Below are 20,758 nucleotides of genomic sequence, written 5' to 3'. Positions count from 1 at the left end.
TACGCCACACTGCGCGGGGGCATTAGGCTCAGCCCGGGAACGGACATGGGGAGCGGTCGATGACGAACCGGCAGCAGGACACCGGCAACGGCGGGCGGCGGGTAACCGTGCGTGAGGGTGCCAGTCACGCTCTGCTCGACGACGTGGCGAAGCAGATCATCGAGCAGCTCCAGGAGGACGGCCGCCGGCCGTACGCCACCATCGGCAAGGCGGTCGGGCTCTCCGAGGCCGCGGTGCGGCAGCGGGTGCAGCGGCTGCTCGACGCCGGGGTGATGCAGATCGTCGCGGTGACCGATCCGCTCCAGCTCGGCTTCCCCCGCCAGGCCATGATCGGCCTGCGTACCGACGGTGATCTGGAGGCGGTGGCCGACCGCCTCGCCGAGTTGGAGGAGGTCGACTACGTGGTCATCACGGCCGGCTCGTTCGACCTGCTCACCGAGGTGGTCTGCCGCAACGACGACCACCTGCTGGAGATCCTGCAACGGCTGCGCGCGGTCGAGGGCGTGCTCTCCACCGAGGCGTTCGTCTACCTCAAGCTGCGCAAGCAGACCTACACCTGGGGCACCGCCTGACCAGTCGGCACCTCCGGGCCGCCCGACGCCCCCCGCGTTGATCCACTTCATGTCGCCGATGTGGCGGTATCCGAGCCAGTGCGACACCGCCACATCGGCGAACCAGAGTGGATCTTGTCGCGACGGCGCGAGGCGCACTCAGCCCGAGATGCGGATTCCGTCGCCTGCCCTCTAGCTCCTCGCTGATTCCGTTGTCGTTCCGGCCATAGACCACCGATCCCACTTGCTTTCCGGGCTCGGGCTGTGGGATAACCGTGGGCAGTGCGGCCGGTGTCCCCTGACCGGCCCGAGACCCGATGGGGCTGACATGGCCAACGCCACCGACCACCTCTGGATGCACTTCACCCGGATGGCGAGCTACTCCGCCGGCGAGGTGCCGACCATCGTCCGCGGCGAGGGCGCGTACGTCTGGGACGCCCAGGGCCGCCGCTACCTCGACGGGCTCGCCGGGCTCTTCGTGGTCAACGCCGGCCACGGCCGCGCGGAGCTGGCCGAGGCCGCCGCCAAGCAGGCCGGCGAGCTGGCCTACTTCCCGCTCTGGTCGTACGCCCACCCGAAGGCGGTGGAGCTGGCCGAGAAGATCTCGGCACTCGCCCCCGGCGACCTGAACCGGGTCTTCTTCACCACCGGCGGCTCGGAGGCCGTCGAGGCGGCCTGGAAGCTGGCCCGGGCCTACTTCAAGCGCACCGGCCAGCCCAACAAGTACAAGGTGGTCAGCCGCTACATCGCCTACCACGGCACCTCGATGGGCGCGCTGTCGATCACCGGCCTGCCCGGCATCAAGAGCGACTTCGAGCCGCTGGTGCCCGGTGGGATCAAGGTGCCGAACACCAACTTCTACCGGGCGCCCGAGCACGGCGACGACCCCGAGGCGTTCGGCCGCTGGGCCGCCGACGAGATCGGCCGCGCCATCGAGCGGGAGGGGCCGGACACGGTGGCGGCGGTCTTCCTGGAGCCGGTGCAGAACTCCGGCGGCTGCTTCCCCCCGCCACCCGGCTACTTCGAGCGGGTCCGCGAGATCTGCGACGCGTACGACGTGCTGCTCGTCTCCGACGAGGTGATCTGCTCCTGGGGCCGGCTCGGCGAGTACTTCGGCGCCGTCCGCTACGGCTACCAGCCGGACATCATCACCACCGCCAAGGGCATCACCTCCGGCTACGCCCCGCTCGGCGCGATGATCGCCAGCGACCGGCTGATGGAGCCGTTCCTCACCGAGACCGGCATGTTCGCCCACGGGGTGACCTTCGGCGGGCACCCGGTCTCCTGCGCGGTGGCCCTGGCCAACCTGGAGGTCTTCGCCCGCGAGGACCTGGTCGGGCACGTCCGCGCCAACGAGGCGGCGTTCCGCGCCACCCTGGAGAAGCTGCACGACCTGCCGATCGTCGGCGACGTCCGGGGCGACGGCTACTTCTACGGCATCGAGCTGGTCAAGGACAAGACCTCCCGGGAGACCTTCGACGAGGCAGAGTCGGAGCGGCTGCTGCGCGGCTTCCTCTCCACCGCGCTCTTCCAGGCCGGGTTGTACTGCCGCGCCGACGACCGGGGCGACCCGGTGGTGCAGCTCGCCCCGCCGCTGATCGCCGAGCAGCAGCAGTTCGACGAGATCGAGCAGATCCTGCGCGGCGTGCTGACCGAGGCGTGGGCACGCCTCTGACCGGCGGGTCCGGGCCTCCGCCCGCTGCCGGGTCCCGGTCCGCCGGGGCCCGCCCGCCGGCCGACCCCGAGGTCGGGCGGACGGCGCGCACCCGCGTACGCCGGCTGCCCGACCTCGCGGCGCACGACCGGGCGAGCCTGTACGCGGTGCTCGACGCCGGCCGGGTCGCCCACCTGGCCATCGTCGACGGCGACCAGCCGTACGCGCTCCCGGTCGGCTACGCCCGCGACGGCGACCGGGTGCTGGTGCACGGCTCCACCGGCAGCCGGCTGTTCCGGCACCTGGCCGCCGGCGCGCCGGCCTGCCTCACGGTCACCCTGCTGGACGGGCTGGTGCTGGCCCGCAGCGCCTTCGAGTCCTCGATGAACTACCGCTGCGCGATGGTGCTCGGCACCCTGGCCAGCCTGGCCGGCGACGAGAAGCTGGCCGCGCTGGAACGGCTCTCGGAGCACCTGCTGCCCGGCCGCTGGGCGGTGATCCGGCCACCGTCGGCGAAGGAACTGGCGGCCACCCTGGTGCTCGCGCTGCCGCTGACCGAGTGCTCGGTGAAGATCAGCGCCGGGCCGCCGGACGATCCGCCCGAGGACCTCTCGCGCGAGGTCTGGGCCGGCGTGGTGCCGGTGGTGGAGTCGCTCGGCCGCCCGGAGCCCGATCCGGCGCTCCGCTTCGACCTGCCGCCCCCGGAGTGGTGATGCGTTACCCGGAGCTGTCGTACTGGCTGTCCACGGTGGACGAGCCGCTGACCCCGCGCCCGCCCCTGCCGGGCGACGCCGAGGCCGATGTGGTGATCGTCGGCGCCGGCTACACCGGGCTTTGGACGGCGTACTACCTGGCCGGGGCGGACCCGACGTTGCGGATCACCGTGCTGGAGGCCGAGATCGCCGGGTACGGCGCGTCCGGGCGCAACGGCGGCTGGTGCTCCGCGCTCTTCCCCACCTCACTGCCCGCGCTGGCCCGCCGGCACGGCCGGGACGCCGCGCTCGCCATGCAACGCACCATGCAGGCCACGGTGCGCGAGGTCGGCCGGGTGGTCGCGGCCGAGGGCATCGACTGCGACTGGGCGTACGGCGGGACGGTGGTGCTCGCCCGGACCGGTCCGCAGCTCGCCCGGGCCCGGGCGGCCGTCGAGGAGGCCCGGGAGTTCGGACTCGGCCCGGAGGACCTGGCGCTGCTGGACGCCGGCGAGGCGACGGCCCGGTGCGCCGCCGAGGGGGTGCTCGGCGGGACGTACACGCCGCACTGCGCGGCGGTGCACCCGGCGCGGCTGGTCCGCGGCCTGGCCCGGGCGGTGCAGCGGCGCGGGGTGACCATCCACGAGCGCACCCCGGTGACGGCGATCCGGTCCGGCGCGGCGGTGACCCCGGCCGGCACGGTACGCGCGCCGGTGGTGATCCGGGCCACCGAGGGCTACACACCGCTGCTGCCCGGGCAGCGGCGCACGGTCGCGCCGGTCTACTCGCTGATGGTGGCCACCGAGCCGCTGCCGGCGCGGACCTGGGAGCGGATCGGGCTGGCGGAGCGGGAGACCTTCTCCGACCACCGGCACGTCATCGTCTACGGCCAGCGCACCGCCGACGGGCGGCTCGCCTTCGGCGGTCGGGGCGCCCCGTACCACTTTGGGTCCCGCGTGGTGCCGGGGTACGACCGGGAGCCGCGGGTCTTCGCGGCGCTGCGCCGTACGCTCGGCGAGCTCTTCCCGGTGCTCGGCTCGGACGTGCCGGTGACGCACACCTGGGGCGGGCCGCTCGGGGTGGCCCGGGACTGGGCCGCCTCGGTGGGCTACGACCCGGCCAGCGGGCTCGGCTGGGCCGGCGGGTACGTCGGCGACGGCGTCGGCACCAGCAACCTCGCCGGCCGTACGCTGGCCGACCTGATCCGGGGTGAGCGCACGGAGCTGACCGCCCTCCCCTGGGTCAACCACCGCTCCCCGAGGTGGGAGCCCGAGCCCCTGCGCTGGCTGGCGGTCAACGCCGCCCTGCGCCTGATGTTCTCCGCCGACGCCGCCGAACTCCGCTCCGGCCGCCCCTCCCGCCGAGCCACCACCGTCTCCCACCTCCTCGGCCACTAACCCCCCACCCCCGGCTGCCCCCCACCCCCGCCGCCCACCCCGTCGATCATGGGGTTGGCGGCAGCATGGGAGATCGAAAACGCCGCCAACCTCATGATCAACGGCGGGAACCCCGGGCGCGGGGGGAGGGGGCGCGGTGGGGGGGTTAGTGGTTGGGGGGGATTACGCGGAGGTGGCCGCGGCGGGCGGTGTGGCCGGGGGTGGGGAGGTTCTGGTCGTCCTCGGGGGGACGGGGGGTGGGGCGGGCGGCCTCGCGGACCGCCTCGGCCAGCGCGACCAGGTCGTCGGTGGTGGGCGGCGGGGGCTCGAACTCGCCCTCGTGGCGGACCACGTCCCAGCCCCGCGGCGCGGTCAGGCTCCGGGCGTGCGGCTCACAGAGGTCGTACGTGTGGGGCTCGGCGAAGGCCGCCAGCGGGCCCACCACGGCGGTCGACTCGTTGTAGACATAGGTCAATGTGGCGACCGCTTGCCGGGGGCAGCCGTTACGGGAGCAGCGCCGTGGTGACCTCACGGCGGCAGGGTATCTCCATTACCGGCTCCGGCGCACCGCTTCGCGTTGCGACACGCCCGTCATGGTGATCACAATTCGCCCGGCGTGGCCGCGCCGCGCCACGGGGGCGGCACTGCCGCAGGCCAGGCCGGCCCGGGGACTACCCTGGCCTCATGACGAGCCCGGAACACCGCCGCCCCGGCTCCGGCCGGCGCGCCCACCGTGACCGGCACGGGCGCGGGCTGCGCGGACGGCTGGTGCCGGCGACCGTGCCGCTGGCCCGGACCAAGGCGGAGGTCTTCGACGACCTGGTCCTGGACACCGTCGAGACGCTGGAGCGGCGGTTCGCCAAGGAGTTGGCCGGGGTCGAGTTCGCGGTGGAGGACGTGCCACCGGAGCTGAACGTCTACGACTCCGACGTGCTGGAGGACGGCGAGGTGCCGCTGGCCCGGCTGCTGCCCGGCCGTCCCGGCCGGCAGGAGGTGCCGCCCCGGATCGTGCTCTACCGCCGCCCGCTGGAGTTCCGCGCGATGGACCGCGAGGACCTCGCCGACCTGGTACATGACGTGATCATCGAGCAGGTGGCGAACCTGCTCGGCGTCGACCCGGACGAGTTGGCCTGACCCGCGCCAGCGCGGACCGGAGCCGGCCGGGCGAGCGCGTCACCGCCCGTCGGGACGCCGTGGCGCCCGGGCCCGAGCCGGGCGGCCCCCACCGCCCCGGCCCGGCACCGCTCAGGCGGCCCGCCGCTTCAGCTTGCGCCGCTCCCGCTCGGAGAGCCCACCCCAGATCCCGAACCGCTCGTCGTGACCGAGAGCGTATTCGAGGCATTCCGTCTTGACCTCGCAGCGCGAGCAGATCCGCTTCGCCTCGCGGGTCGAACCGCCCTTCTCGGGAAAGAACGCCTCCGGGTCGGTCTGCGAGCACAGCGCCCGCTCCTGCCACTCCGGCGCGTTTCCGAGCAGGTCGGCCACCTCAAGCTGGCCGTCCATCTGATGCCTCCTTGTCGCGCACCGGCGTCATCGCCGCTGCAACCCCCCACGCGAAAGGCGTGCGTGTCCGTCCGGTCCCGTTTTGTTGCGTTCCGTGCGAACAACCCCATTCAAATTACACGCGTGTAATGCGTGCGCCGTCAAGCCAAACTTGATAATGGAGTCGCCCTCCCGACACGCATCCGGGCGGCCACCGCGACCACCCGGCCTCGCAACCTGCCCTATCGATTCAGACCCCGACCGAGTAACGCCCTCTCCGGCGAGTTGCCCGAGTTTTCTCCCGTGGCGTTTCCGCGCCGGCCCGGGACGAGGGCGCCGGCGAGGACTCCCGGGAGATCACCCGCCAAGTTGGTGATCTTGATGGGTGCCAGGTTAACCCGACTTCGCCAGGGCCGCCCGTCGAGCCGGAAACGCCGACCGCGCTCCGCCCACAATGTGGACGGAGCGCGGTGCCCGACGAGCCGGCAGAGGTCAGCCGCCACCCGGCGGGACCCTGGTCGGCCAGACGAACTCGGCGACCGAGCCGCCGCTGACGGTGACCGCGCCGGCCGGCGTACGGTCGTCCCACCAGACGGTATAGAGGCCGGCGGGCAGGTCCGGGTAGACGGCACTGTGGAAGGTGCCGTCGCGTACCCGCCGCTCCCGCACCGCCGAGTGGGTACGCGGCGAGTCGTCGGCGGTCGCCGCCGAGTCGGCGGTGCGGCTGATCTCGATCTCCCGCCCGTGCAGATCCCGTCCGGTGTAGATGATCAGGGCCCCGGTGTCCCCGCCCAGGTCCAGGACGACGCTGCCGGTCTCCGACGGCCCGTACGCGTGCTCGGTCATCCGCTCCCCCGTCACCCCGCCGCCGACGGGTTGGTGAACCCGTCGTACGGCGTGCCCAGGTAGGGGAAGTTCGGCAGGAACCCGGCGGTCACGTCCGCGGCGCTCAGCCCCGGGGTGACCGCTGCCGCCGCCGCGTCCGGCCGGAACGTCCGGTCGACCAGCGGCACGGTCAGCCCGGCGATCGCCCGGAGCGCGATGGTGACCACGTCGTCGACGGGTCGGCGGCCGTTCGGGAAGCCGGCCAGGTCGCCGCCGAGCACGCCGAACCGGTCCGGCCGGCGGCTGGGCGGGATCGCCGTGTTCAGCCGGAGCATGTCGGCCTGGATGTCGCCGGTGGCGTTGGCGAACCCGTCGATCAGCCCCGCCGGTACGCCGGTCAGCAGGAGCGCCACCAGGTCGGCCCGGGGCTTCTTGGCCTTGTTCAGCCGGTCCAGGTTGGCGAAGACGCCCGGGTAGAGCGCCGGCAGCAGGGCGGCGAGTTCCGGCTGCTCGACGAACTGGGCGAACCGCTTGTCCTCCGTCGGCGGCAGCGAGTTCCACAGGTCCTTCCTGGACATCGGCACGATGACCTCGTTGAACAGCGGGTTGCCCAGCCGGGACACCTGGGCGAACGGCCCGGCCGCCACGCCCCGGCCAGGTTCGCTGCCGATCACCCGGGCCTGCCGGCGCGCGGCCGAGGTCCAGACGCCGATCACCGACGCCTGGTCGGTGACCCCGTAACGGTTGGCCCGCCGGCGCACAGTGCCCAGCGGCACCTGCAGCGCGATGCTGTGCACGTTCATCCGGTCGGTCGCGTTCACCGGCTCGCCCTCGGCCCGGAAGACCTTCCGGCCGGCCACGTGCAGCTGCTGGAACGGGCGCAGCGTACCGAGGTCGAAGACCGCGCCGAGGTCGACGAAGAAGCCGTCCGCCCGCTGCCCGGCGAAGACCCGCTCGCCGGTGGAGAGGCTGTACGTGGCCTGCCGGACCAGCTCGGTGTAGTTCGGCGTGGAGAGCGGGCCCACGTTGCACGGCGGGCAGGGCAGCTTGTGCGCCAGGCGGTGCTCCCGGCCGCCGGCGATCCGGGTCAGGCTGTAGAACTGCCGCCGGTTCCAGTTCTCGCTGTCCAGCGAGTCGATCGGGCCGGTGTTGTACAGAAAGCTGTTCGGATTGGTGATCTCGGTGGTGAATTCGAAACGGTAGACGACATCGGCGCGGCAGTCGCCGTCGTTGTCGATATTGATGTCGTACTGCACGTCGTCGCCGAACTCAAAGAAGTTGGGCCCCCCGGACGGCAGTTGCAACGGCACGTAGTTGGCGATCAGCGTCACCGTGTCGGGCCGGTCGGGGCTGACGAACGCGTACAGGTCGGACGAGTCGGCGACCGGGTCCTTGGCTATCTCCGGTGCCTCGCGGTGGGAGGACATGTGACCAACCTCCGCTCAGGCCCGGCCGGCGGCGCGGCGCAGCCGGTCGGCCAGGCCGCGGTCGCGTACCTCGATCCGGGTGGTGCCGACGAAGACGTCCAGCCTCCCGGCGGCGGCGTCCCGCAGGTGCACGACGATCGGCTCGTCGGCGCCCGCCTCCGGGGCGTTCTGCGCGGCCGACAGGCCCGGCACGGTGAGGGCGGCCGCGCCGAGCGTTGCGCTGGCCGCCGCGGTCAACGTCTGCCGGCGGGTCAGTCGCGGCCAGGGCCGCTTCCGCTGATCACTGGTCATGGGCAACCTTTCCGGCTGCGGCGCGGGCGCGCCCGGGTGGCGGACCAGGGCCGGCGCCGCGCCGCGGAACGACGCCGCCGGGCCCCTGCGGGGGATGCCGGCGGCGGTCCTCGCCGCGACCGCCGCCGGCATCCAGTGGTACGGCCGGCGGCGGGGAAAGGTTCGACGCTACGGGCGCGGGTGACCGTACGCGGTGGTGCGCTTGCGGGCCGGTCGGCCGGCCTTCGCCGCGATGGCCCGCAACTGCTCCTCGGTGCGGGCGGACCCGTTGGCGGAGCCGGCCATCCGGGAGATGGTCTCCTCCATCAGCGTCCCGCCGAGGTCGTTGCACCCGCCGCGGAGCATGGCCACCGTGCCCTCGTCGCCGAGCTTGACCCAGGAGCACTGGATGTTGTCGATCCGCCCGTGCAGCAGCAGCCGGGCCATCGCGTGCACCACCCGGTTCTCCCGCCAGGTCGGCCCGGGCCGGGCGATGCCGGCCAGGTAGATCGGGGCGTTGGTGTGCACGAACGGCAGCGCCACGAACTCGGTGAACCCGCCGGTGCGGTCCTGCACGCCGGCCAGCACCCGGAAGTGCGCCAGCCACTGACCGGGATGGTCGACGTGGCCGTACATCATCGTGGAGCTGGACCGGATGCCCAGCTCGTGGGCCGTGCTGACCACCTCGACCCAGGCGGCGGCCGGCAGCTTGCCCTTGGTGAGCACCCAGCGCACCTCGTCGTCGAGGATCTCCGCGGCGGTGCCCGGGATGGTGTCCAGCCCGGCGTCGCGCAGCAGGCCCAGCCACTCCCGCACCGGCACGCCGGCCTTCGCGGCGGCGGTCACGATCTCCATCGGCGAGAACGCGTGCACGTGCATCCCGGGCACCCGCGCCTTGATCGCGCGGACCAGGTCGGCGTAGCCGGTGACCGGCAGCTTCGGGTCGATGCCGCCCTGCAGGCAGACCTCGGTCGCGCCGGCCGCCCACGCCTCCTCGGCCCGGTCCGCGACCTGGTCCACCGAGAGCCGGTACGCGTCCGCGTCCCGCTCGCGCTGGGCGAAGGCACAGAACCGGCACCCCACGTAGCAGACGTTGCTGAAGTTGATGTTGCGGTTGACCACGTAGGTCACGTCGTCGCCGACGGTGTCCCGGCGGACGTCGTCGGCCAGCCGGCAGAGCTCGTCCAGCGCCGGCCCGTCGGCGGCGAAGAGCGCCAGCGCGGCGTCGGTGTGCCGCGGGTCGAGCAGTGCGCCCGGGTCGTCCGCCGCCAGCCGCAGCCCGGCCCGCAGGTCGGCGTCGCCGCCGCCCGACCCGGCCGGCGCGGCACCGACCTTCGTGGCCACCTCGGACCAGTCGCCGTAGACGCTGTCGAAGTCGCCCCGCCGGTCGCCGGTGCGGCCGGTGGTGTCGATGGTGGCGTGCAGGTCGGTCCGCCCGCCGAACACCTCATCCGGCTCCTGCCACGGGCGGCCCACCGGCCGGGCCTGCTCGACGGCGAGGCCGGTGGCCGGGTCGGCCAGCGCTGTCACGTGCGGCAGCAGCCGCGGGTCGAGCCACGGGTCGCCGGCCCGGACGTACTCCGGGTAGATGGTCAGCCGCTCGCGCAGGGTGAAGCCGGACTTCTCGGTGTGCCCGGCCAACTCGTCGAGCTGCGGCCAGGGCCGCTCCGGGTTGACGTGGTCCGGGGTCAACGGTGACACCCCGCCCCAGTCGTCGATGCCGGCGCGCAGCAGCAGGTCATACTCGCCGGCGATGAGGTTGGGCGGGGCCTGGATCCGGGCCCGCGGGCCGAGCAGCACCCGGGCCACCGCCACCGTGGCGGCGAGGTCGTGCAGCTCCGCGTCGGGCATGCCGCGCATCGCGGTGTCCGGCTTGGCGCGGAAGTTCTGCACGATCACCTCCTGGAGGTGGCCGTACTCGCGGTGCGCCCGGCGGATCGCGAAGATCGCGTCGACCCGCTCGGCGGGGGTCTCCCCGATGCCGATCAGGATGCCGGTGGTGAACGGCACGCCGACCCGGCCGGCGTCGTCGAGCACCCGCAGCCGGACCGCGGGCTCCTTGTCCGGCGAGCCGTAGTGCGGGCCGCCCGGCTCCGACCAGAGCCGGGTCGCCGTGGTCTCCAGCATCATCCCCATGCTCGGCGCGACCGGCTTGAGCCGTTGCAGCTCCGCCCAGGAGAGCACGCCCGGGTTCAGGTGCGGCAGCAGCCCGGTCTCCTCCAGCACCGCCACCGCGCAGGCCCGCAGGTAGTCCAGGGTGGAGTCGTACCCGCGTTCGTCCAGCCAGCGGCGGGCCGCCGGCCAGCGCTCCTCGGGACGGTCGCCGAGGGTGAACAGGGCCTCCTTGCAGCCCAGGGCCGCGCCCGCCCGGGCGATCGCCAGCACCTCGTCGCGGTCCAGGAAGGCCGCCGGCAGCCGGTGCGGCACGGTGGCGAAGGTGCAGTAGTGGCAGCGGTCCCGGCAGAGCCGGGTGAGCGGGATGAAGACCTTCTTGGAGAACGTGATGACGCCGGGCCGCCCGGCCTCGCGCAGGCCCGCGTCGCGTACGGCGGCGGCGATCCGGAGCAACTCGTCCAGTGCGGAGCCCCGGGCGCTCAGCAGTGCTGTCGCCTCGTCGACGTCCAGCGCCCGCCCGGTCTCGGCCCGGCGCAGGGCCCGGCGCACGCTCGCGTCACTCGGGCCCGGGTCGGTGCGATCAACCATCCGCTCAGCCTATGCGGTGATCGGCCCCGCCCCACCCGCCCCGGCCACCCGGTGGGAAACCCCACCCCGCCCACCACTCCCCCACCCACCCCGGCTCCGGCCGGCCGGGGCGCGGCCGCGCCGACAGGGGCGGGCACGGCGAGGGGGCGGGCCGCACTTTCAGTGAACAAGGGGCTTCAGCGACGCGCGAGGCCACTCTTTCAGTGAACGTGCAGCCACGCCCCGGCACCGGCACCGGCAGCGCCGCGCGGACACGGGCCAGGCCGCGCCGACGGGGCGGGCCGCACTTTCAGTGAACGCGGGGCTTCAGCGACGGGCGAGGCCCCTCGTTCAGTGAATGTGCAGGCGTTCGGCCTGGTTCGACGGTGCGGACAGGGGGGTGGAAGGCGGCGCGCCCCGCGCCGCGGGCGCGCCCCGCGCCGCGGGTGCGGCGCGGGGCGCGGGTGCGGCGCGGGGCGCGGGTGGTGGTGCGGCGCGGGGCGCCGGGTCAGCGGGGTTGGTCGGGGTTCTCGCCCGGGTTGATCCGCTGGGTCCGGTCGCTGTCGCCGTCGCGCGGGATGGCCTGGGTCGGCTCGGCGGACTGGCGCGGGATCGCCTGGGTCGGGTCGGCCGAGGGCGGCTGGCCGAACGGCGGCGCCGACTGCGGCTGCCCGAACCCCGGGACCGGGTTCTCCGACTGGCCGAACCCGGGGACCGGGTTGGCCGGCGGCGCGGACTGCGGCGCCGGGGGCGCCGACTGCGGGGCGTACGGCGCGGCGGGCTGGCCGCCGTACTGACCGGGGGCGGTCCAGCCGCTCGGCTGGCCGGGGGCCGGGTAGGCGCCGGGCTGGCCGGGCACCGGGTAACCGCCGGGCTGCCCCGGCGCCGGGTAGCCGCCCTGCTGCTGCGGCCAGCCGGGCTGGGGCTGGCCGTAGACGCCGGGCTGCGGCTTGGGCTTCGGTACGTAGTAGAGCTTGCGCCAGACGGTGTAGACGACGTAGGCGGCGACCGCGAAGACGGCCAGCCAGGCCACCCGGGCGAGCAGGCCGAGCAGCGAGTCGAGCACCTCGCCCTCGGCCAGCCGGCCGACCGTCCAGATCAGGAAGGTCAGCACGCCGAACAGGGCGCTGACCGCGTATTCGACGAGCGCCACCTGGGTGATCAGTTTCGCCTTGGCGACCGCCGGCTGCACGTGCGTGGCCAGCAGCACGGCCAGCACCGGCAGCACCACCGCCTCCCAGCCGACGAACGCGTAGAAGGCGCTCCCGGCCCGGCCGGTGAAGGTGCCGTACTCGGTCGGGGTCAGCAGCCGGATCAGGCCGACGAACAGCAGCACGGCGTTCGCGCCGAGAAGCACGAGGGCGGCCGGTTCGCGGAACGGCTTTGTCACCTGGCTGGCCCGGGTCGCGTCGGTGGACGCGGGCTCGGCGGGGCTGGTCACGAAGATCCCCCTGGGGGCGAAAGCGGACAGTTGCCGACGTGAGCCTAGTCTCCCCGGCCTCCGGCGGACCGACGGCGTCACGTGCGCGAGGATGGTCGGCATGCGCATCGTGGTTCTGACCGGCGGCATCGGAGGCGCCCGCTTCCTGCTCGGCGTCCGGGCGTACGCGCGGGAGGTCGGCGCCGAGGTGACCGCCGTGGTCAACGTCGGCGACGACCTGCTGCTGCACGGCTTGAAGGTCTGCCCGGACCTGGACAGCGTCATGTACACCCTGGGCGGCGGCGCCGACCCCGAGCGGGGCTGGGGACGCGTCGGGGAGAGCTGGACGGTCAAGGAGGAACTGGCCGCGTACGGCGCCGAGCCGACCTGGTTCGGCCTGGGTGACAAGGACGTCGCCACCCACCTGGTGCGCAGCACGATGCTCAACGCCGGCTACCCGTTGCACGCGGTGACCGAGGCGCTGGCCACCCGCTGGCAGCCCGGCGTACGGCTGCTGCCGGCGACCGACGACCGGCTGGAGACGCACGTGGTGGTCGACCTCGACGGCGGCCAGCGGGCGATCCACTTCCAGGAGTGGTGGGTGCGGTACCGGGCCCAGTTGCCCACCCACCGGTTCGTCTTCGTCGGCGCCGAGACGGCCAAGCCGGCGCCCGGCGTGGCGGAGGCGATCGCCGGCGCGGACGTGGTGCTGATCGCGCCGAGCAACCCGGTGGTGAGCGTGGCGCCGATCCTGGCGGTGCCCGGGTTGCGCGAGGCGGTGGCCGACGGGCCCGCCCCGGTGGTCGGCGTGTCGCCGATCATCGGTGGCGCGCCGGTCCGCGGGATGGCCGACCGCTGCCTGGAGGTGCTCGGCGTCGAGTGCAGCGCGGCCGGCGTGGGCCGGCTCTACGGCGGCCGGGCCGCGGGCGGGCTGCTCGACGGCTGGCTGGTCGCCGAGGAGGACGCGGGCACCGTGGTGCCGGAGGTGACGGTCCGCGCGGTCCCGCTGCGGATGACCGACGAGGCGGCGACGGCGGCCATGGTCCGCGCCGCGGTGGAGTTGACGTGAGGCTGGAGATCCTGCCGGTGCTGGGCATCGGCGACGTTACCGAGGGCGACGACCTGGCGGCGCTGATCGCCACCGCGGCGCCCTGGCTGCGCGACGGCGACGTGCTGGTGGTGACCAGCAAGATCGTCTCCAAGGCGGAGGGGCGGCTGGTGGACGTCCCGGCGGACGGACCGGACCGGCTCGCCGCGCGGGACGAGGTGCTGGCCGCGGAGACCGCGCGGGTGGTGGCGACCCGGGGCACCACCCGGATCGTGCAGACCCACCACGGGTTCGTGATGGCGTCGGCCGGGATCGACGCGTCCAACGTCGACAAGACCCGGCTGGTGCTGCTGCCCAAGGACCCGGACGCCTCGGCCCGGGCGCTGCGGGCCGCGCTGCGCGAGCGCTACCACGTCGACGTCGCGGTGATCGTCAGCGACACCATGGGCCGGCCCTGGCGCAACGGGCTCACCGACGTGGCGCTCGGCGTGGCCGGGATGGACGCGATCCGCGACCACCGGGGCGAGACCGACCCGTACGGCAACGAGCTCCAGCTCACCCAGATGGCGGTGGTCGACGAGTTGGCCGGCGCCGGTGAGCTGGTCAAGGGCAAGTGCGACCAGGTCCCGGTCGCGGTGGTGCGCGGCTACCTGCACGCGGCCGGGCCGGACGACGGGGCCGGCGCGGCGACGCTGGTCCGGGACGCCTCGATGGACCTCTTCTCGCTCGGTACCGCGGAGGCGCGGGCCGCCGGGCTGGCCGCCGCGGCCACCCTGCCGGACGGCCCCGGCGCCACCCCGCCCGACCCGGCCGCGGTACGCCGGGCGATCGCCGCGGTCGCCGAGGTGGTCGCCCCCGGCACGACCTTCACCCTGGTCACCGACGAGGAGGTACGCGCCGGACTGGTCGCCGCGGTGCCCGGCTGGCCGGCCGACGCCAGCACCCTGGTGCTCGGCGCCCCGGCCACCCCGGTCGCCCCGGCCGACCTGGTCCGCTTCGGCGCCGACCTGCAACGCCTGCGCACCGCGCTGGCCGCCGAGGGCATCGGCTCCACCCTCCTCCCGCCCCCCGCCCACACCACCGCCACCGCCGCCCTCGCCCTCTGACCCGCTCCCGCCCTGTTGGCCATGAAGTTGTTGTCGCGACCCGCCGAGGCGACCGGCGACAACTTCATGATCGGCGCACGTCGACCCGGGTGGGGTGGGTCAGGCGTCGAGCATGGCGCGGCCGAGGGGGGTGAGGGTGTGCAGGACGGTGTTGCGGTCGCGCTGGCTGACCAGGAGGCCGGCGTTGCGCAGGACGGTGGCGTGCTGGCTCGCGGCGGCCGGTGAGATCCGCAACCGGCGGGCCATCTCGCCGGTGGTGCAGCCGTCGTCGCTCGCCTCCAGCACCGCGGCCCGGGTGCGGCCGAGCAGCGCGGCCAGCGCCTCCCGGCCGGCGGCGGACCCGGCCCCGCCCGGCTCCAGGCCACCCAGCCGGTCGACCGGGTAGACCAGCACCGGCGGCAGCGCCGGGTCGAGCAGCGCCACCGGGGTACGCGCGCAGAAGAACGACGGGACCAGCAGCAACCCGCGCCCGTCCAGGTGCAGCTCCCGGCTGTCCGGATAGTCGCGTACCTCGAGCATGCCGGACTCCCAGCGCATCGCCGGCCGCAGGCTGCCCAGCAGCCCCTCGACCCCGCCGTCGAGCAGGGCCCGGGCCCGGCGCGTCCGGTCCGCCTCCACCGCCGCCTGGATCCGCGCCCAGTACGGGTTGATGGCCAGCGACCGGTACTGCTCCATGGCGGCGGTGAGCTGGCGCAGCGCCTCCGGCTCGCCCCGGGCCAGCGCGGACGCCGTCTCGGGCAGGGTGGTGCCGGCGGCCAGCAGGGTCAGGTCGCGCTGGAGCAGCGGGATCGGCGTGCCACGGACCGCGTCCAGGCCGGCCTCGAACCCGTCGACGCTCTGGTAGGGGGTCAGGAAGTCGGGAAAGTAGCCGCGCGGCGGGTTCAGCGCGAGCAGCAGGCGGAGCCGTTCGGAGGCGCTCTCCTGGCGCAGCCCCTGGGCCACCGAGCGCCGCCAGTTGGCCATCAGCGGGTCACGGCTGCGTCCCTGTAGCAGGTGCAGGCTGAGGACCAACTCCCAGACCGGGTCCGCGCCCGGGGCGACCCGGGTCCGGAGGATGTCCTCCCCGGAAAAGTAGATCTTCAGCATGGTGCGCTCCCGCGCCGCCGGGTCAGGGGGGATGGCGGGCGACCCTTCGCACTGTACCTGGCCGGCACTTATCTCCATCTTTAAGCGTGGGCTGAAAAACCTCGACGCCTCCGGGGACGGTTAGGCATGCTTCCAGATGCCCGACGAGGCCGGCGCGTCGACGACGCGCCACGTGCCCTGGGCGCCGGGACCGGGGGAGGAACCGGTGACCGGGCGGCACCACGAGGGTCTGCGGCCCATGCTCCGCAGGGGTGCCGTCCGGTCGTCTCGTCCCGGCTGACCCGCCGGTTCAGCCGACCCAGAGCGCGACCCGGTGGTCCTCGTCGGTGACGTAATAGCACCGCCCGTCCAGCTCCGCCAGCCCCTCCACGTGGTGGAACGGCGCCAGGTCGGCCACCAGTTCGCCGGTGACCAGGTGGCCCTGCGGGGGCAGCCGGAACCGGACGTGCCGCGAGGTGACGTCCCCGCCGGCCGGATGGTCGTCCAGCAGCACCGAGCCCTTGCCCAGCGCGTCGATCGAGCCGATCACCGCCGCGTACCCGCCGTCGGGCGTCGGGGCGAAGGCCCGGAAGCCGGTGAGCGCGCCGCGCGGGGTCACCCCGGTCAGGGCGTACGCGGCCACCGCGGTCGGCCAGGCCGGCGGGTCGGCGAACATCTCCGGCACACCGGCCAGCTCCACCAGGATCGGCTCGCCGTCGACGGTCACCGGGAACCGCAGCCCGAGCAGCACCGTGCCGGCCGGGGTGAACGCCGCCGCCTCGACGTTCAGCGGCAGGTCGTCCGGGGTCAGCCGGTTCACCCAGCCCTTCGCCCGGGCGGTGCCGCGCGCCAGGGTCGCCTCGACGAACCGGGACCGGACCCGGTCACCGAGCGGCAGCGGGGTGAACGCCGCCTTGGTGAGCGCGTCGTTGACCGCCCGGTGCAGCCGGAAGCGGTTGCGCACCACCCGCACCGGCAGCACCCCGGTGGCCGCGTCGTCCTCCCGGAACCGCGCCACGAAGGCGCGCCGCGGGCGCAGCGGCCCGCCCTTGGAGCCGAAGTGCGAGCCGAAGACGTAGACCCAACCGTCGTGGTGGGCGAGCGCCTCGCCGTCCTCGGTCCGGCCGTTCTCCGTCCCCGCGTCGGCGCTGACGTGGTGGGCCGTCCACCGGCCGTCGTCGAGTTCCAGCAGCAGGGCCAGGCAGTGCTCCACCGGGCCCTCGTCGAGCACCGTCCAGAACCCGCGCCGGGCACCGTGGGCGCGCAGCAGCGCCGCGGAGCGGACCGGCAGCAGGTCGCTGGCCTCGTTGCCGCCGACCACGAACTCGAGCAGTCGCAGGGTCACCCGGCCAGGGTACGAACCGGCGGCTCGTACAGTGTCGGGATGCCGGACGCACCGACCGCCACCCGCACCACCGACCCGGCCGGGCACCCGGCGCTGCACGCCGACGCGCTCGCCGTGCTCGCCGGCTGGGCCCCGACCAGCGCGGCCGCCGCCGCGGCCCGGGACCGCACCCTCGACCTGCTCGGCGCGGGGCCGGTGGCGATGAGCCGGGCGCACCGCGCCGGGCACGTCACCGCGAGCGCCCTGGTGCTCGACCCGACCGGCGAGCGGGTGCTGCTCTGCCTGCACGGCAAGTTCCGGCGCTGGGTGCAGCTCGGCGGGCACTGCGAGCCGGCCGACCGGACGCTCGCCGGCGCCGCGCTGCGCGAGGCGACCGAGGAGTCCGGGATCGCCGGCCTGCGGGTCGACCCGGTGCCGATCGACGTGGACATCCACCCGGTGGCCTGCCAGGGCGGCTCGCTGCACTACGACGTCCGGTTCGCCGTCGTCGCCCCGCCCGACGCGGTGGAACGGGTCAGCGACGAGTCGGAGGCGCTGGGCTGGTTCCCGCCGGAGCGGCTGCCGCAGCCGCTGGCCGGCGGGACCGCACAGCTCGTCGCGCCGGCCCTGGCCGCCCTCAGACGAGCCCCTCTTCGCCCCGCTCCTTGAGCTCGTCGACGACCTTCTTGACGTCCTGCGCCCGGTCGCGGGGGCAGACCAGCACCGCGTCCGGGGTGTCGACCACGATCAGGTCGTGCACCCCGACGGTGGCCACCAGCCGGCCGGAGTTCGGCACCACCACCAGGTTGCTGCTGTCCCGCAGCAGCACCCCCGGCTTCGCCGCGCCCAGCACGACGTTGCCGTCGGCGTCGGCCGGCAGCACGTCGCCGAGGGTGTGGAAGTCGCCCACGTCGTTCCAGCCGAACTCGCCGGGGACGGTGGCCACCCGCCCGGCCGCCGCCGCGCCCTCCATCACCGCGTAGTCCACGGAGATCCGGGGCAGCGTCGGCCAGACGGTGCCGAGCACGTCGTCCTGCTCCTCGGTCCCCCAGGCCGCGGCGATCGCGGTGACCCCGGCGTGCAGAGCCGGCTGCTGCCGGGCCAGTTCGGCGAGGAAGACGTCCACCCGCCAGACGAACATGCTGGCGTTCCAGAGGTGGTGCCCGGAGCGCACGTACGCCTCGGCGACCTCGGCGCTCGGCTTCTCCTTGAACTCGGTGACCGGGCGCATCGGGCCGTCGCCGACCGGGTCGCCGGTCTGCAGGTAGCCGTAGCCGGTCTCCGGGCGGGTCGGGGTGATCCCCACCGTCATCAGCCGCCCCTGCTCGGCGCCGCGGACCGCCTCGCGGACCGTCGCCACCCAGCGCTCCGGGTGGGCGATCAGGTGGTCGGCGGCGAACGAGCCCATCACCGCCTCCGGGTCGCGCAGCGCGATCACCGCCGCGGCCAGCGCGATCGCCGCGCACGAGTCCCGCGGCGAGGGCTCGACCAGGATGTTCTCCTCCGGCAGGCCGGCCAGCTGGCGGGCCACCGCGGCCACGTGCGCGGCCCCGGTGACCACCAGGGTGCGCTCGGGGCTGGTCAGCGGCGCCAGCCGCTCCACCGTGGCCTGCAGCAGCGAGGCGGTGGTGCCGGTCAGCGGGTGGAGGAACTTGGGGTGGCCGGCGCGGGACAGCGGCCACAACCTCGTGCCGCTGCCGCCCGCCGGGATGACGGCGTAAATCACCCGCACATCATGCCCGATTCGCCCGGCCTGGTACGTCGCGGTCGCCGACCGCCGGCCGCGACCACCCCCAGCCGGCCCCGCTCGGCGAGACCCGCCGGGACGGCCGAGGCCCCCGACGGGCGGTCAGGCCCGGGCCCGGGACCACGCCGCGATGTGCACCTCGGCGCTGGACTCCCAGGTGAACTCCTTGGCCCGGTCGAACCCGGCCTTGGCCAGGGTCACCCGGCGCTGCTCGTCGTCGAGCAGGGCGGCCAGGTCGGTGGCGATCTGGTCGGCGTCCTCGCTGGTGTAGGCGACGGCGTCGCCGCCCACCTCCGGCAGCGACAGCCGGGGGGTGGTGAGCACCGGCGCGGCGCACGCCATCGCCTCCAGGATCGGCAGGCCGAAGCCCTCACCGTAGGAGGGGTAGGCGGCCACCAGCGCCCCGCCGAGGAAGCCGGGCAGGTCGGCGTAGCGCAGGTAGCCGGGGCGCAGCAGGCGCAGGTGCGAGGGGACCTCGGCCACCGCGCGGTCGATGTCGTCGTCGTGGCCCTGGCCGCCGGCGATCACCAGGGCCGGCGGGTCGGCGCGGTCGGCCACCGCCCGGGCCCAGCCCCGGATCAGGTTGGGCACGTTCTTGCGCGGCTCCTTGGCGCCGAGGAACGCGACGTAGCTGCTGCTGCCCAGGCCGAGCCGGGCCCGCACCCGGGCCTTCTCCTCCTCGCTGGGCGCGTGGAAGGCGGCGTGGTCGACCCCGTGGTAGGCCACGTCGATCCGGGTCGGGTCGGCGTCGAGCAGCCGGATCAGCTCGTCCCGGGTCGCCTTGCTGGGCACGATCACCCGGTCGGCGCGGCGCAGCGAGGTCTTGATCGCGCTGCGGAAGAACGTGCGGCGGGACTTGTCGTAGTGCTCCGGCTCGGTGAAGAAGGTGGCGTCGTGCACGGTCACCGTCACCGGGCAGCCGGCCCGCAGCGGGCAGGTGTAGAAGGGCGAGTGCAGCACCTGGGCGCCCACCTGCTGGGCGAGCAGCGGCAGGCCGGTCTGCTCCCAGGCCAGCCGGGCGGGGCGGTGCGCGACGGCGGCCGGCGCCGGGATGATCTCCGCGCCGGGCAGCATCCGGGTGTAGCGCTCGAGATCGGTGCGGAGGCTGACCACCGCCAGCTCCACCCCCGACCCGCACACCTTGCCGAGGGCGCCGAGCAGGCCGTCGACGTATCTACCGACGCCGCCACGGTCGGCGGGGACACTCGTGGCGTCGATGAGCACGCGGGGCGGGCGACCGGCGGTCACGGGGCGACTCCTTGAACTGGCGGGTCTGTGGGGAACAACACTCCGGGCAAGCCTACGCCGGAGCCCGGGGCGGACGCTGACTGCGACCCGACGGTACGCCGACTTGACGTCTCCATCGAGTACGGCCCGCGGGGGCGTATCGTTCGCGTCGATGGCCGACAACATTGCCCGGGTGTTCGCCGGCGCGATCGCGCCCGACCCCACCCGCCCGCTGCTGACCTGGTACGACGACGCCACCGGCGAGCGGACCGAGCTGTCCGGCGCGACGCTGGCGAACTGGGTGGCCAAGACGGCCAACCTGCTGGTCGACGGGGCGGCGCTCGGCCCGGGCGACACCGCCGGGGTGCTGCTGCCGCCGCACTGGCAGACCGCCGGGGTGCTGCTCGGCTGCTGGTCGGCCGGGCTGGCGGTGGCCCGGGAACCGGGGCCGGTCGGTGCGCTATTCGCCACCCCCGACCGGGCCGGCGAGGCGGACGCCTGGCCGGCCGACGAGCGGTACGCGCTCGCCCTGCACCCGTTCGCGCTGCCGCTGCCCCAGGTGCCGCCGGGCTTCGCCGACTACGTGGTGGAGGTACGCGCGCACGGCGACCAGTTCACCCCGTACGCCCCGCCGGGGCCGGGCGAGACGGAGCTGATCGCCCGCGCGGTCGGGCGCGCGGCGGAGCTGGGCATCGCCCCCGGCGACCGGGTCCTGGTCGACACGGCCGCGCACCCCGACCCGGTCGACTGGCTGCTGGCCCCGCTCACCGCGGCCGCCAGCACGGTCCTCTGCGCCAACCTCGACCGCACCCGCCTCCCGGCGCGCGCGGAGACCGAGAAGGTGACCCGCAGCCTGGCCTGA

General features: G+C 74.6%; 20 protein-coding genes. 9 read left to right on the top strand and 11 right to left on the bottom strand.

The annotated features are described in order from the left end of the window. Window positions 1-59 precede the first annotated feature (59 nt). The 4 genes from SM577_RS15490 to SM577_RS15475 all read left to right on the top strand — a co-directional run bounded on the left by SM577_RS15490 (window position 60) and on the right by SM577_RS15475 (window position 4,294). Entirely contained in the window at window positions 60-572 is a 513-nt protein-coding gene (locus tag SM577_RS15490; RefSeq protein WP_302918138.1) for an Lrp/AsnC family transcriptional regulator, read from the top strand. 307 nt (window positions 573-879) lie between these two features. Next, the gene (locus SM577_RS15485; protein WP_474582884.1) at window positions 880-2,226 is read left to right on the top strand and encodes an aspartate aminotransferase family protein; all 1,347 of its coding nucleotides are present in this window, start codon (window positions 880-882) and stop codon (window positions 2,224-2,226) included. Further along, window positions 2,211-2,918, top strand: coding sequence for a pyridoxamine 5'-phosphate oxidase family protein (locus SM577_RS15480; RefSeq protein WP_474587166.1), 708 nt, complete (start codon window positions 2,211-2,213; stop codon window positions 2,916-2,918). Before SM577_RS15485 ends, SM577_RS15480 begins: the two co-directional genes overlap by 16 nt. Beyond that, on the top strand, window positions 2,918-4,294 hold the full coding sequence (locus SM577_RS15475) for an NAD(P)/FAD-dependent oxidoreductase (protein ID WP_474587165.1): 1,377 nt from the start codon (window positions 2,918-2,920) through the stop codon (window positions 4,292-4,294). Before SM577_RS15480 ends, SM577_RS15475 begins: the two co-directional genes overlap by 1 nt. Before the next feature lie 145 nt (window positions 4,295-4,439). Here the strand turns inward: SM577_RS15475 and SM577_RS15470 are convergent, their stop codons facing one another. After that, a complete protein-coding gene (locus SM577_RS15470) occupies window positions 4,440-4,805 on the bottom strand; it encodes a DUF3499 domain-containing protein (RefSeq protein WP_302918142.1) in 366 nt (121 codons plus the stop codon). A 152-nt stretch (window positions 4,806-4,957) separates the two neighbouring features. Here SM577_RS15470 and SM577_RS15465 point away from each other — a divergent pair, with 152 nt between their 5' ends. Further along, the gene (locus SM577_RS15465) at window positions 4,958-5,407 is read left to right on the top strand and encodes a metallopeptidase family protein (RefSeq protein ID WP_076471216.1); all 450 of its coding nucleotides are present in this window, start codon (window positions 4,958-4,960) and stop codon (window positions 5,405-5,407) included. Between the two features lie 111 nt (window positions 5,408-5,518). Here SM577_RS15465 and SM577_RS15460 read toward each other — a convergent pair whose 3' ends face one another. The 6 genes from SM577_RS15460 to SM577_RS15435 all read right to left on the bottom strand — a co-directional run bounded on the left by SM577_RS15460 (window position 5,519) and on the right by SM577_RS15435 (window position 12,400). After that, complete coding sequence (locus SM577_RS15460) at window positions 5,519-5,776, bottom strand: WhiB family transcriptional regulator (protein ID WP_007455784.1); 258 nt, start codon at window positions 5,774-5,776, stop codon at window positions 5,519-5,521. 471 nt (window positions 5,777-6,247) lie between these two features. Beyond that, window positions 6,248-6,601: a phospholipase gene (locus tag SM577_RS15455; protein WP_474587164.1), complete on the bottom strand. Its 354-nt coding sequence runs from the start codon at window positions 6,599-6,601 to the stop codon at window positions 6,248-6,250. A gap of 11 nt (window positions 6,602-6,612) precedes the next feature. Next, window positions 6,613-8,007: a DUF4331 domain-containing protein gene (locus SM577_RS15450; protein ID WP_474587163.1), complete on the bottom strand. Its 1,395-nt coding sequence runs from the start codon at window positions 8,005-8,007 to the stop codon at window positions 6,613-6,615. A gap of 15 nt (window positions 8,008-8,022) precedes the next feature. Further along, complete coding sequence (locus tag SM577_RS15445) at window positions 8,023-8,298, bottom strand: hypothetical protein (RefSeq protein ID WP_302918145.1); 276 nt, start codon at window positions 8,296-8,298, stop codon at window positions 8,023-8,025. A gap of 168 nt (window positions 8,299-8,466) precedes the next feature. Beyond that, window positions 8,467-10,980, bottom strand: coding sequence for a bifunctional FO biosynthesis protein CofGH (locus tag SM577_RS15440; RefSeq protein WP_474587162.1), 2,514 nt, complete (start codon window positions 10,978-10,980; stop codon window positions 8,467-8,469). 487 nt (window positions 10,981-11,467) lie between these two features. Next, complete coding sequence (locus tag SM577_RS15435) at window positions 11,468-12,400, bottom strand: hypothetical protein (protein WP_474587161.1); 933 nt, start codon at window positions 12,398-12,400, stop codon at window positions 11,468-11,470. A gap of 100 nt (window positions 12,401-12,500) precedes the next feature. Between SM577_RS15435 and cofD the strand changes: the two genes are divergently transcribed. Then, complete coding sequence (gene cofD, locus SM577_RS15430) at window positions 12,501-13,448, top strand: 2-phospho-L-lactate transferase (RefSeq protein ID WP_474587160.1); 948 nt, start codon at window positions 12,501-12,503, stop codon at window positions 13,446-13,448. Beyond that, on the top strand, window positions 13,445-14,533 hold the full coding sequence (locus tag SM577_RS15425; protein WP_302918149.1) for a coenzyme F420-0:L-glutamate ligase: 1,089 nt from the start codon (window positions 13,445-13,447) through the stop codon (window positions 14,531-14,533). The genes cofD and SM577_RS15425 overlap by 4 nt, the downstream gene beginning before the upstream one ends. 99 nt (window positions 14,534-14,632) lie before the next feature. On the opposite strand, the gene SM577_RS15420 is transcribed toward SM577_RS15425, so the two are convergent. Together SM577_RS15420 and SM577_RS15415 are read right to left on the bottom strand one after the other, a co-directional pair. Beyond that, window positions 14,633-15,619, bottom strand: coding sequence for an ArsR/SmtB family transcription factor (locus SM577_RS15420; RefSeq protein WP_302918150.1), 987 nt, complete (start codon window positions 15,617-15,619; stop codon window positions 14,633-14,635). Window positions 15,620-15,908: 289 nt separating this feature from the next. Next, window positions 15,909-16,943, bottom strand: coding sequence for a hypothetical protein (locus tag SM577_RS15415; protein WP_302918151.1), 1,035 nt, complete (start codon window positions 16,941-16,943; stop codon window positions 15,909-15,911). 39 nt (window positions 16,944-16,982) lie between these two features. Here SM577_RS15415 and SM577_RS15410 point away from each other — a divergent pair, with 39 nt between their 5' ends. Next, window positions 16,983-17,591 carry an NUDIX hydrolase gene (locus SM577_RS15410; RefSeq protein ID WP_302918152.1) on the top strand — a complete coding sequence of 203 codons (609 nt, stop codon included), beginning with the start codon at window positions 16,983-16,985 and terminating at the stop codon, window positions 17,589-17,591. On the opposite strand, the gene SM577_RS15405 is transcribed toward SM577_RS15410, so the two are convergent. Together SM577_RS15405 and SM577_RS15400 are read right to left on the bottom strand one after the other, a co-directional pair. After that, the gene (locus SM577_RS15405; protein WP_302918153.1) at window positions 17,560-18,648 is read right to left on the bottom strand and encodes a mannose-1-phosphate guanylyltransferase; all 1,089 of its coding nucleotides are present in this window, start codon (window positions 18,646-18,648) and stop codon (window positions 17,560-17,562) included. The two genes, SM577_RS15410 and SM577_RS15405, sit on opposite strands and share 32 nt — an antisense overlap. A 123-nt stretch (window positions 18,649-18,771) precedes the next feature. Continuing rightward, the gene (locus tag SM577_RS15400) at window positions 18,772-19,917 is read right to left on the bottom strand and encodes a glycosyltransferase family 4 protein (protein ID WP_474581060.1); all 1,146 of its coding nucleotides are present in this window, start codon (window positions 19,915-19,917) and stop codon (window positions 18,772-18,774) included. Between the two features lie 151 nt (window positions 19,918-20,068). Here SM577_RS15400 and SM577_RS15395 point away from each other — a divergent pair, with 151 nt between their 5' ends. Beyond that, a complete protein-coding gene (locus tag SM577_RS15395) occupies window positions 20,069-20,758 on the top strand; it encodes a TIGR03089 family protein (protein WP_302918155.1) in 690 nt (229 codons plus the stop codon).

Source organism: Micromonospora desertarenae (assembly GCF_056150265.1).
The sequence above is the reverse complement of the archived record's forward strand: the minus strand, read 5'-3'. Positions and strand labels throughout refer to the sequence as shown.

Bases quoted from the DNA above. Each gene is read 5' to 3' on its own strand.
- SM577_RS15455 (WP_474587164.1), bottom strand. From the start codon at position 6,601: ATGACCGAGCACGCGTACGGGCCGTCGGAGACCGGCAGCGTCGTCCTG.
- SM577_RS15450 (WP_474587163.1), bottom strand. From the start codon at position 8,007: ATGTCCTCCCACCGCGAGGCACCGGAGATAGCCAAGGACCCGGTCGCC.
- SM577_RS15485 (WP_474582884.1), top strand. From the start codon at position 880: ATGGCCAACGCCACCGACCACCTCTGGATGCACTTCACCCGGATGGCG.
- SM577_RS15440 (WP_474587162.1), bottom strand. From the start codon at position 10,980: ATGGTTGATCGCACCGACCCGGGCCCGAGTGACGCGAGCGTGCGCCGG.
- SM577_RS15465 (WP_076471216.1), top strand. From the start codon at position 4,958: ATGACGAGCCCGGAACACCGCCGCCCCGGCTCCGGCCGGCGCGCCCAC.
- SM577_RS15475 (WP_474587165.1), top strand. From the start codon at position 2,918: ATGCGTTACCCGGAGCTGTCGTACTGGCTGTCCACGGTGGACGAGCCG.
- SM577_RS15445 (WP_302918145.1), bottom strand. From the start codon at position 8,298: ATGACCAGTGATCAGCGGAAGCGGCCCTGGCCGCGACTGACCCGCCGG.
- SM577_RS15460 (WP_007455784.1), bottom strand. From the start codon at position 5,776: ATGGACGGCCAGCTTGAGGTGGCCGACCTGCTCGGAAACGCGCCGGAG.
- SM577_RS15410 (WP_302918152.1), top strand. From the start codon at position 16,983: ATGCCGGACGCACCGACCGCCACCCGCACCACCGACCCGGCCGGGCAC.
- SM577_RS15420 (WP_302918150.1), bottom strand. From the start codon at position 15,619: ATGCTGAAGATCTACTTTTCCGGGGAGGACATCCTCCGGACCCGGGTC.
- cofD (WP_474587160.1), top strand. From the start codon at position 12,501: ATGCGCATCGTGGTTCTGACCGGCGGCATCGGAGGCGCCCGCTTCCTG.
- SM577_RS15395 (WP_302918155.1), top strand. From the start codon at position 20,069: ATGGCCGACAACATTGCCCGGGTGTTCGCCGGCGCGATCGCGCCCGAC.
- SM577_RS15490 (WP_302918138.1), top strand. From the start codon at position 60: ATGACGAACCGGCAGCAGGACACCGGCAACGGCGGGCGGCGGGTAACC.